The sequence below is a fragment of the Streptomyces sp. NPDC087844 genome (assembly GCF_044742785.1).
Classification (GTDB): Bacteria; Actinomycetota; Actinomycetes; order Streptomycetales; family Streptomycetaceae; genus Streptomyces.
The window spans coordinates 62,790-71,035 of the sequence record NZ_JBIUVD010000034.1; the positions used below are offsets into that span (position 1 = coordinate 62,790).

Here is an 8,246-nt window from a genome sequence, read left to right on the forward strand (position 1 = left end):
GATTTCAGAGCCCGCTCATCGGGTCCCCAGTCCCCGCACGCGTACGCGAAGGGACGGCTCGACCGGGCCGTCCTGTCCCTCCCGCTCCACGACCACGCGCGCCCCCTGCCGACGCGTCACATAACGCTCGATCTCCGGCTCCTCCCAGCCGTCCCCGGAGTCGGTGACCACCAGCCCGCCCCCGGTCCGTCCGTGGGCGGGCGCCCACACCTCCAGCTCCAGAGCGCCGTCGTCGCCGCGTACGGGCAGCACGGCGCCCGCGCGGACCAGTACCGGAATCCGTGACAGAGGGGCGTCGACCAGCACCTGCGCGGGCCCTTCGTACACCCTCTCGGTCTCCACGTCGTACCAGCGGCCCCGCGGCAACCGCACGGCACGCCGGTCCGTCCCCGGATCCAGCACCGGAGCCACCAGGAGACAGTCGCCGAGCAGGAAGGCGTCCTCGCAGTCGCGCAAGGCCCTGTCCTCCGGGACGCCCCACCACAGCGGCCGCACATACGGCGCACCCGTACGCCGGGCCAGCTGCGCAAGCGTCACGAAGTACGGCAGCAGCCGCCGGCGCCCGACCAGCGCCACGCGCGCGTGCTCCAGAACCTCGTCGCCGAACTCCCAGGGCTCCCCGTGCCCGGCCCGCGGACCCGCGTGCGTACGGAAGAACGGCAGATACGCGCCCAGTTGCAACCACCGGAGGTACAGCTCGGGGCCGGCACCCTTGCCGAAGCCGCCCACGTCGGGGCCCGAGTACGGCACTCCGCACAGCCCCAGCCCCAGCACCAGCGAGAGCGACGCCCTCAGACCGGGCCAGCCCGTGGCCACCTCTCCGGACCAGGTCCCTCCGTAGCGCTGCGTTCCGGCCCATCCGGACCGCGAGAACAGGAACGGCCGCTCCTGGGGCGCCAGTTCGCTCAACCCCTCGTAGGCGGCCCGAGCCATGGTGAGGGCGTACACGTTGTGCGCCTCGCGATGGTCGCCGCCGCGGCCCTCCAGGTCGTGCCGCGCCGAACGGGGCAGCGTGGACTCGCCGAAAGCGGTGCGGGACACGGGTTCGTCCAGGTCGTGCCAGAATCCGGCGAACCCCTGTGAGAGCCGCTCCTCGTAGAGCCCTCCCCACCACCGGCGCGTACGCGCGCGCGTGAAATCCGGATAGACCGCCTCGCCCGACCGGACCACACCGCGCACCACCTCTCCGGAGGAGTCCCGTACGAAGGCGTCCTCGGCGGTTCCGTCGTCGTACACGGAGTTGCCGGGTTCGGCCCTGACGGCCGGTTCCACGATCGACACCAGCCGGATCCCGTCCCGGCGCAGTTCCTCCGCGAGCACCGGCAACTTGGGGAAGCGGTCCTGGTCGACCGTGAACGTCCGCTGCGCGTCGAGGTGGCCGACGTCCAGGTGCACGGCGTCCAGCGGCAGTCCGTGCTCCTGGTAACCGCCCACGATCCGCCGCACCTCCTGCTCGCCCCCGATGCCGCGCCGCACGTGATGGTGCCCCAGGGCCCAGGCCGGCGGCAGCGCGGCGGCACCGGCCAGGGACGCCCAGGTCTGCAGCACGCGCGCGGGAGTGCCCACCATCACCCAGCAGCGCAGCGACCCGCCGTCCATGCGCAGATCGCTCGCCCCGGCCCGGTCGTGCCCGGACCCGGCACCCTCCTCGCCCTCGCGCAAGGTGACGGTGCCGTCCCAGGAGCTGTCGTGGAACACGAGGTGGGTGGCCGCGTCGGCCACCACCATCTGCACCGGCATGGTGAGATACAGCGGATCGTCACCGGGACCGAAGGAGTGCCCGGGACCGGCGTTCCACAGCCGGTACGTCCCGTCGCGCAGCCGGAGCCCCGAAGCACGCCCGCCCAGACCGAAGAAACGCGCGTCCGCGGCCACTTCGGAGCGCTGCATCCAGCGCGCCGCGCCACCGCCGGCCGGCTCCCACCACCGCGGCGGCAGTTCACGCCGCAGACTCACCCCGCCCGGCGTCCGCACCTCCACGGCGCCGAGCCGCGACACGACCACCGTCATCCGCTCCGCCACCACCCGCCAGGCGCCGTCCTTGTCCGGCTCCAGCACAGCCCGGGGATCCGGCTCGGGAACACCGCCCGCGAGCGCGTACGAGGGCTCGGGCCCCGCCCCGTCCCAGCCCCAGAAGACCGCTCCGCCTACCGTGACGGTGATCCGCAGCTCCGACCGGGTGAACCGGACGATGCCCCCGCCGGGCGCGGGTTCCGCGGACAGCACGGGCCCGGGAACCCGCGCGCGTTCAGCCCCCCGCACCGGCAGCCCGACGGCGTCGATACGCCGCCTGCGCCACGCGGCCCGCACGGTGAGCAAGCCCTGGCCCGCCCCCACCGAACCGACCGCCTTCATCGAACGCACCAGGTCACGACCGTTCATCTGCTCAGCCTGTCACCCGAATGGACCCACGAGTGTTCCGTTCAACTTCCGTTCACTCATGGCGACACCACATGTTCACGGGGCGGACAGTGTGGGACCGACTCTGGTGTCAAAGTCGATCACGTGGCATCGTCCGTCCCAGCCGCGTGACGCGCACACCCCAGCCCGTGCGCGGTACACGCACACGACGCGCGCAGTCCGGGAGCCGACCCATGACCTCATCGAACCCCTCGCCGCTCTGGCAGCCCGACCGGGAACACATCGCCCAGGCACAGATCACCCGATTCCAGGCCTGGGCGGCCGAGCACCACGGAGCCCCCACCGAAGGCGGCTACGCGGGCCTGCACCGCTGGTCCGTGGACGAACTGGACACGTTCTGGAAAGCCGTCACGGACTTCTTCGACGTACGGTTCTCCACCCCCTACGCGCGCGTGCTGGGCGACCGCTCGATGCCGGGAGCCCAGTGGTTCCCAGGAGCCACCCTGAACTACGCCGAGCACGCACTGCGAGCGGCCGACACCCGAGCGGACGAACCGGCCCTCCTGTACGTCGACGAGACCCACGAACCCCGTCCCGTCAGCTGGTCCGACCTACGCCGGCAGGTCGGCTCCCTGGCCGCCGAACTGCGTGCCCTCGGCGTACGCCCCGGAGACCGCGTCAGCGGCTACCTCCCGAACATCCCGCAGGCCGTGGCCGCCCTCCTCGCCACCGCTGCCGTCGGTGCGGTGTGGACTTCCTGCGCCCCGGACTTCGGCGCCCGCAGCGTCCTGGACCGCTTCCAGCAGGTCGAACCCGTCGTCCTCTTCACGGTCGACGGCTACCGCTACGGGGGCAAGGAGCACGACCGCAGGGACACCGTCGCCGAACTGCGCCGCGAACTGCCCACCCTGCGCGCCGTCGTCCACATCCCGCTCCTCGGCACCGAGCCCCCCGAAGGCGCCCTGGAATGGTCCGTCCTCACCTCGTCGGACGTCACACCCGTCTACGAAGAGGTGCCTTTCGACCACCCGCTCTGGGTGCTCTACTCCTCCGGCACGACCGGCCTGCCCAAGGCCATCGTCCAGTCGCAGGGCGGCATCCTCGTCGAGCACCTCAAACAACTCGGCCTGCACTGCGACCTGGGACCCGAGGACCGCTTCTTCTGGTACACGTCCACCGGCTGGATGATGTGGAACTTCCTCGTCTCCGGCCTCCTGACCGGCACCACGATCGTCCTGTACGACGGCAGCCCCGGCCATCCGGACATCGGCGCCCAGTGGCGCATCGCCGAACGCACCGGCGCCACGCTGTACGGCACCTCGGCGGCGTACGTGATGGCCTGCCGGAAGGCGGACGTCCACCCCTCCCGCGACTTCGACCTCTCCCGGATCAAGTGCGTCGCCACCACCGGTTCGCCCCTGCCGCCCGACGGATTCCGCTGGCTGCACGACGAGGTGCGTGACGACCTGTGGATCGCCTCCGTCAGCGGCGGCACCGACGTGTGCTCCTGCTTCGCGGGAGCGGTCCCCACCCTCCCCGTGTACATCGGCGAACTCCAGGCCCCGGGCCTCGGCACCGACCTCCAGTCCTGGGACCCGAGCGGCAAACCCCTCATCGACGAGGTCGGCGAACTCGTCGTCACCAACCCCATGCCGTCCATGCCGATCCACTTCTGGAACGACCCCGACGGCAGCCGCTACCACGACAGTTACTTCGACACATACCCCGGAGCATGGCGCCACGGCGACTGGATCACCGTCACCTCACGCGGCTCCGTCGTCATCCACGGCCGCTCGGACTCCACCCTCAACCGCCAGGGCGTACGGATGGGGTCGGCCGACATCTACGAAGCGGTCGAACGCCTTCCGGAAATCCGTGAATCCCTCGTCATCGGCGTCGAACAGCCCGACGGCGGCTACTGGATGCCGCTCTTCGTCCACCTGGCACCGGGAGCCGAACTCGACGAAGCCCTCCTCGGCCGTATCAAGCAGACCATCCGGGAGCAGCTCTCACCCCGCCACATTCCCGACGAGGTCATCGAAGTCCCCGGCATCCCCCACACCCTGACGGGCAAACGCATCGAGGTCCCGGTCAAACGCCTCCTCCAGGGCACCCCCCTCGAAAAGGCCGTCAACCCCGGCTCCGTCGACGACCTCGACCTGCTCCGCTACTACGAGCGGCTGGCCCGCGACCGCGCCTGACCAGACCCCGCCGCGACCGCCTCGGACACCCCGAGGCGGATTGTCAGTGCCTCCGGTTACGGTGAGTGAGCATTGATCACCGCGCACAGGGGGAAAGATGGCGCACACCCAGCACCGGACCATGCGACGCGTCCTGCGCCGCGAAGTCGCCGGAACGATCGGCCTGCTCACCGACGAGCAGGACTTCACCGCCATGCGACGCCGCTACCGCACCTTCGCCTTCGACGACCACACGAGCTATCTCCGACAGGTGGAAACCCTTCTCAGGACACTCGCGTCCGAGGGCGGCCACACCACGGTGGCCCTGTTCGACCCCGAGGAGTACGCGGAGTTCTGCGCCGAGCACGCACTCGACCCCGACACCGCGTCCAGCCGTACCCGCTTCACGGCGGAGCTCGCCACGACGGGCGCGACCGTCCCCTACGAAGGCCAGACCCTCGACACCCTCGTCCCCGACCTCATCGACGAAGCGGTCCGCAGGGCCACCTGGGAGTACGCGACCACGCTCCTGGCCCGGATCGGCAGTTGCGCGTCCTGCGGCGAGGACATCGGCCGGGCGGCCTTCCTTCGAGCCTCGGATCTGCTCGCCCGTATCCTCCAGGCCTCGGGCCCCGGAGAGCGGCATCTCGTGTGCAGTGTCTCCACGGAGCCCGAGGCGCTGGTGGCCGTCCTGCGCACCGACGACGATCAGCACGGAACACCGCACCTGGACGAGGCCGAGGCGCTCGAATTCACCACCGTGCTCGCCCTGGGCATCGCCACCCGGAGCGCCGGCGGCCTCGTCATGCGCACCGGCACACCCGACGCCACCGACCAGGTCTACGGCTGGCGTCTGCGAGGCGAGGGACTGGAACCCCTCACTGCCGGAGAAGTCTTCGACGCCTACTGCACAGACGTCGAATCAGGCGACCTCATCTCCCCGGAGTCGGGCGTCGACTACTGCGCGCCACCGGACCTGGGCGACGACGGTCACACGAACGCGCACACGCACTGAACACACGCACCGAACACACGCACTGAGCACGCGAAGGGCGCCCCACCTTTCGGTGGAGCGCCCCTCGATCACGGATGGCTACTCGCCGGACAGCACTGCCTGAGCCGCAGTACGCGCCTCTTCGGCGCTGTCGCAGGCGCGCGCGGCTGCCGCGGCCCGCTCGCACTGCGCCAGCGTGTACTTGGCCAGCGTCGCGCGGACATACGGAATCGACGCCGCGCCCATGGAAAGAGAGGTGACACCCAGACCGGTCAACACACACGCGAGCAGCGGGTCCGAGGCGGCCTCGCCGCAGACGCCACAGCTCTTGCCCTCGGCCCGGGCCGCCTCGGCGGACATCGCGACCAGGTCGAGCAGCGCAGGCTGCCACGGATCCTGGAGCCGGGACACGGCGCCCACCTGACGGTCGGCGGCGAAGGTGTACTGCGCGAGGTCGTTGGTGCCGAGCGACAGGAACTCGACCTCCCGCAGGATCGAGCGCGCCCGCAATGAGGCCGACGGAATCTCGACCATGGCGCCGAACTTCGCCTGCAGACCCGCCGCACGGCATGCGTCGGCGAACGCCTTGGCGTCCGCACGGTCGGCGACCATCGGCGCCATGACCTCAAGGTGGACAGGCAGCCCCTCGGAAGCCTTCGACAACGCCGTCAGCTGCGTACGCAGCACGTCGGGGTGATCGAGCAGCGCCCGCAGACCGCGCACGCCCAGAGCCGGGTTCGGCTCGTCGGCGGGCGTGAGGAAGTCGAGCGGTTTGTCGGCGCCCGCGTCGAGCACGCGCACCACGACACGCCCCTCGGGGAAGGCCTCAAGCACCTTGCGGTACGCCTCGACCTGCTTCTCCTCGGACGGCGCGTTCTTGCTGTCGTCGAGGAAGAGGAACTCGGTGCGGAAGAGCCCCACGCCCTCGGCACCGGCCTCGACCGCCGCCGGAACGTCCGCCGGGCCGCCGATGTTGACCAGCAGGGGAACCTTGTGTCCGTCGGAAGTGGCCCCGGGCCCGGTCGAGCCGGCGAGCGCAGCCTTGCGCACGGCCGCCGCGGCCTCCAACTCGGCCTTCTTCTCCGCACTCGGATTCACGAAGATCTCACCGGTGCTGCCGTCCACGGCGACCATCGTGCCCTCGGCCAGCTCACCGGCTCCCGGCAGCGCCACCACGGCGGGCACACCGAGAGCTCGCGCCAGGATCGCGCTGTGGCTCGTCGGCCCGCCCTCCTCGGTGACGAAACCGAGAACGAGCGTCGGGTCGAGCAGCGCCGTGTCGGCCGGCGCGAGGTCACGAGCGATAAGGACGTACGGCTCGTCGCTGTCGGGAACACCCGGCATCGGCACACCGAGCAGCCGGGCGACGATACGGTTCCGCACGTCGTCGAGGTCCGCCACCCGGCCCGCGAGGTACTCACCGGCGTTCGCCAGCAGGGCGCGGTACGAGGCGAAAGCGTCGTACACCCCGCGCTCCGCCGTGCTTCCGACGGCGATACGCCGTTCGACGTCGGCCATGAGCTCCGGGTCCTGGGCCATCATGGCCTGGGCCTCAAGAACGGCCTGGGCCTCGCCGCCCGCAAGATTGCCGCGCGCCATCAGGTCGGCGGCCACGGCTTCCACGGCCTTGCGGGCGCGCCCCTGTTCGCGCTCCGCGTCCTGCACCGGTATCTGCTTGGCAGGCGGTTCGAGCACCGCCGTTCCCATGTGCCGAACTTCGCCGATCGCCACACCGTGGCTCACGCCGACGCCTCGCAGCGTTGTCTCCATGTCACCAGTCTCCGATAGAGCGGCGGGCCCTGCCGCCGTGATGTCGTGCCGTGCCCGCCGTCGCTGACGGCGATGAGGTCAGTGCCAGCTGAAGAGAGCGTCGCCAGCCTTCACTTCGCCGTCAACGCTGACGTCGGAGAGGGACTCAGCCGTGGCTTCGAGTGCCACGATGGGACAGATGGGAGACTTGCCGGCCGCTTCGACGGCGGCAGGGTCCCAGCGCACCACGGCCTGCCGGCGCCGCACGGTGTCGCCCTTGTTGACGAGCAGCTCGAAACCCTCACCGTTGAGCTGAACGGTGTCGATGCCGAGGTGCGTCAGCACTCCGTGACCCTCGTCGTCGACCACGACGAAGGCGTGCGGGTGCAGGGAGACGACGACGCCGTCGATGGGCGCGACCGCCTCCGAGGCCTCCCGTACGGGGTCGATCGCGGTCCCGGGGCCCACCATGGCCCCGGAGAAGACCGGGTCGGGTACAGCGGTGAGTCCGATGGTGCGTCCTGCAAGAGGGGACGTCACGATGGTCATGGGAAGCCTCCCGGGGGCGGGGATTCATATGGGCCGTCACTGCCTGTCCCGGACGGCGCACTGTTGAGCAGCGTAAGTCATGAGAAGTGACGGTTCCGCGCCAGAGGAGCCGGTTGGCGGTCGTAGCGCACAGCGGAAACGATTTGCGCCCGCTCCGGAGCCCCGTGTAGTGTCGTACTCCTGCTTGAGGCCGAGGGGCGCGAACGTGCGTCCGTGCCTGGCAGCATCCAAACTTGTCAGATCCTTTCTCGGGGTCTGGTTCTGCATGTTCGCAGGATCGGTGGTCAGGGAGACGGAAATTCACTGATAGAGTTTGGGAACACGAAGGGAAGCGCCCGGAGGAAAGCCCGAGAGGGTGAGTACAAAGGAAGCGTCCGTTCCTTGAGAACTCAACAGCGTGCCAAAAATCAACG

General features: G+C 70.2%; 5 protein-coding genes. 2 read left to right on the plus strand and 3 right to left on the minus strand.

All coding sequences use genetic code 11. From position 1 onward, the window contains the following. Positions 1-15 precede the first annotated feature (15 nt). Positions 16-2,382 (minus strand): glycoside hydrolase family 31 protein, encoded by a 2,367-nt coding sequence (locus tag ACIOKD_RS39670; RefSeq protein ID WP_402093185.1) that lies wholly within the window; start codon positions 2,380-2,382, stop codon positions 16-18. 212 nt (positions 2,383-2,594) lie between these two features. On the opposite strand from ACIOKD_RS39670, the gene ACIOKD_RS39675 reads away from it, so the two are divergent. Next, entirely contained in the window at positions 2,595-4,562 is a 1,968-nt protein-coding gene (locus ACIOKD_RS39675; RefSeq protein WP_402093186.1) for an acetoacetate--CoA ligase, read from the plus strand. Between the two features lie 97 nt (positions 4,563-4,659). Continuing rightward, the gene (locus tag ACIOKD_RS39680) at positions 4,660-5,556 is read left to right on the plus strand and encodes a hypothetical protein (protein WP_402093188.1); all 897 of its coding nucleotides are present in this window, start codon (positions 4,660-4,662) and stop codon (positions 5,554-5,556) included. Positions 5,557-5,634: 78 nt separating this feature from the next. On the opposite strand, the gene ptsP is transcribed toward ACIOKD_RS39680, so the two are convergent. Both ptsP and ACIOKD_RS39690 read right to left on the minus strand, forming a co-directional pair. Then, positions 5,635-7,305: a phosphoenolpyruvate--protein phosphotransferase gene (gene ptsP, locus ACIOKD_RS39685; RefSeq protein ID WP_402093190.1), complete on the minus strand. Its 1,671-nt coding sequence runs from the start codon at positions 7,303-7,305 to the stop codon at positions 5,635-5,637. A 78-nt stretch (positions 7,306-7,383) separates the two neighbouring features. Beyond that, a complete protein-coding gene (locus ACIOKD_RS39690) occupies positions 7,384-7,833 on the minus strand; it encodes a PTS glucose transporter subunit IIA (RefSeq protein WP_402093191.1) in 450 nt (149 codons plus the stop codon). Between the last annotated feature and the right edge of the window lie 413 nt (positions 7,834-8,246).